This is a genomic window from Chitinophaga sp. (assembly GCF_035564935.1).
Taxonomy (GTDB): domain Bacteria; phylum Bacteroidota; class Bacteroidia; order Chitinophagales; family Chitinophagaceae; genus Chitinophaga.
The window spans coordinates 1-2,466 of record NZ_DATMTE010000381.1 but is presented as its reverse complement, the minus strand read 5'-3'; the positions used below and the strand labels follow the sequence as shown (position 1 = coordinate 2,466).

Below are 2,466 nucleotides of genomic sequence, written 5' to 3'. Positions count from 1 at the left end.
GAAGAGTAAACCCGGAGGGACTGTCCAGAAAACAGACACCACAACAGCCGGAAAGGCAGGTAAAACAACAACGCCAAAGCCATATAAGGATGTTATTACCGCAAAAGCCAAAACAACGAACGGCCTCTTTACCGTACACGAGATAGACAACAAGTGGTATTTCGAGATCGAAGATACTTTGATCGGAAGGGATCTGATGGCAGTAACCCGTTATTCAAGAATGCCGGGCGGCGCCTCCTTTTATGGTGGTGAACTGGTGAGCAGCCAGGCCGTTTACTGGGAAAAGGGCCCCGGGAATAAATTGTTACTACGTGTATCCGTTTACGTGAATGCGGCAGATTCTACCCAGGATATTTATAAAGCGGTAAAAAGCTCCTCCCTGGATCCCATCGTAGCAGCATTTGATATACAGGCAGTACATCCAGAAACCCATGCGGTAGTCATTGAGGTATCAGATTTTTTCAAAGGAGATAACCAGGTTGTTTCATTGTCGCCCGCATTGAAAACGCAATTGAAACTGGGAGCCCTGGCGGCGGACCGGACTTTCATTGATGGAATCAAAACATTCCCAATCAATACGGAAGTAAAAACCACCAAAACCTTTCTAAGCGGCGGGCCAACACCCGGCACGTTTTTCTTTGGGCCGGTTAAACCCATTCCCGCAGCAACGGAAACGGGCGTGGTGACCATGGACCTGAATACCTCGTTCGTACTGTTACCCAAAGAACCCATGCGCAAACGCTTCTTCGATGAACGTGTGGGGTATTTTGCAGATATTTTCACTTTGTACGAAGACAACGCGCAGAAATCAAGAGACGAGCAATACATTGTCAGATGGCGCCTGGAGCCGAGATCGGAAGATGTTGAGAAAATGAAAAGAGGTGAGTTGGTAGAACCACAGAAGCCGATCGTTTATTATATTGATCCCGCCACACCTAAGAAATGGCGTAAATACCTGATAGCCGGTATCAACGACTGGCAGAAAGCCTTTGAACAGGCAGGCTTCAAAAATGCCATTGTGGGAAAAGAATGGCCGGAGAACGACAGTACAATGAGCCTTGAAGACGCCCGGTATTCCGTAGTGCGTTATTTCGCATCGCCGATTACCAATGCTTATGGACCTAATGTACATGACCCCCGCAGCGGAGAGATCATAGAAAGCCATATCGGGTGGTATCACAACGTAATGAGCCTGGTGCACGATTGGTATATGATCCAGGCGGGAGCTATAGACCCCCGCGCCAGGAAAATGGAATTTGACGATGAGCTGATGGGACAGCTGATACGTTTTATTGCTTCCCATGAGATCGGGCATACCCTTGGACTGCGGCACAATATGGGCGCCAGCAGCGCGGTACCTGTTGAGCTGCTGCGGAATAAAGCATGGGTAGAAGCCAATGGTCATACCCCGTCCATTATGGACTACGCCCGCTTCAACTATGTAGCGCAACCCGAAGATCATATCGGACCTGCCGGTATCTATCCCCGCATTGGTGCATACGATAAGTGGGCAATACAATGGGGATATAAGCCGCTTTTCAACACCCAATCCCCGGATGAAGACAGGAAAGTACTGAACAAATGGATCGTTGACTCATTACAGGCAAATCCCGCCCTGTGGTTCGGCGGTGAAGGCATTATAGGAGACCCCTCCAGCCAGTCGGAAGATCTGGGCGACAATTCCATGAAAGCATCCACTTATGGGATCATGAATCTGAAAAGGATCATGAAAGGCCTGCCTGAGTGGACCAAAGAAGAAGGAAATCTGTACACCAATTACCAGAAAATGTATAACGCAGTATTACAGCAATACATGCGGTACCTGGGACATGTAGCCAAGAATATTGGCGGGATATATGTACGCCAGAAGAGTGTGGAAGAGAAAGGACCAATATACACACCGGTAGCCAAATCCAGGATGAAAGAGGCTGTTGATTTCTATAATAAACAGGTGTTTGTTACCCCCAATTGGTTATTTGATTCTTCTGTGACCGGCTTTGCAGAAGCCCGCCCACTGGATAAGCTCGCAAAAATTCAGGCCAGTGCAGCATACGTTTTGCTGCGTACTGCTACCTTGATCCTCGTAAATGAAGTAGCTGTACATTCCAAAGACCCTTATACCCTGGAGGAATACCTGGGTGATATTGAAAAGGGAGTATGGGGAGAGCTGGCTACAGGAGCTGCCATCACACCGGAGCGCAGGTCGTTGCAAAGACAGGTATTAAAAAGGTATGAAGAAGTGTTTCATCCGGCAGCACTAACTCCGGGAGTGCTCAGCATCATTGAGCCGTCGGCCCTGAATACAGACGTGTACCCGATCATGCGTGGATACCTGGTTAGCCTTGGAAACAAAATCAAGCTGGCATTAACAAAGGTTGGCGATCCGTCAACAAGGTATCATCTGAAGGACCTGCAGGTGCGTATCGAGCGTTGTTTAGATCCGAAATTGTAATCAATAAAAAAGAG

General features: G+C 48.2%; 1 protein-coding gene. It reads left to right on the top strand.

What is annotated here, in order from left to right; genetic code table 11:
• On the top strand, window positions 1-2,452 hold a 2,452-nt coding region (locus tag VN105_RS10100; RefSeq protein WP_325640426.1), incomplete at its 5' end, for a zinc-dependent metalloprotease.
• Window positions 2,453-2,466 lie beyond the last annotated feature (14 nt).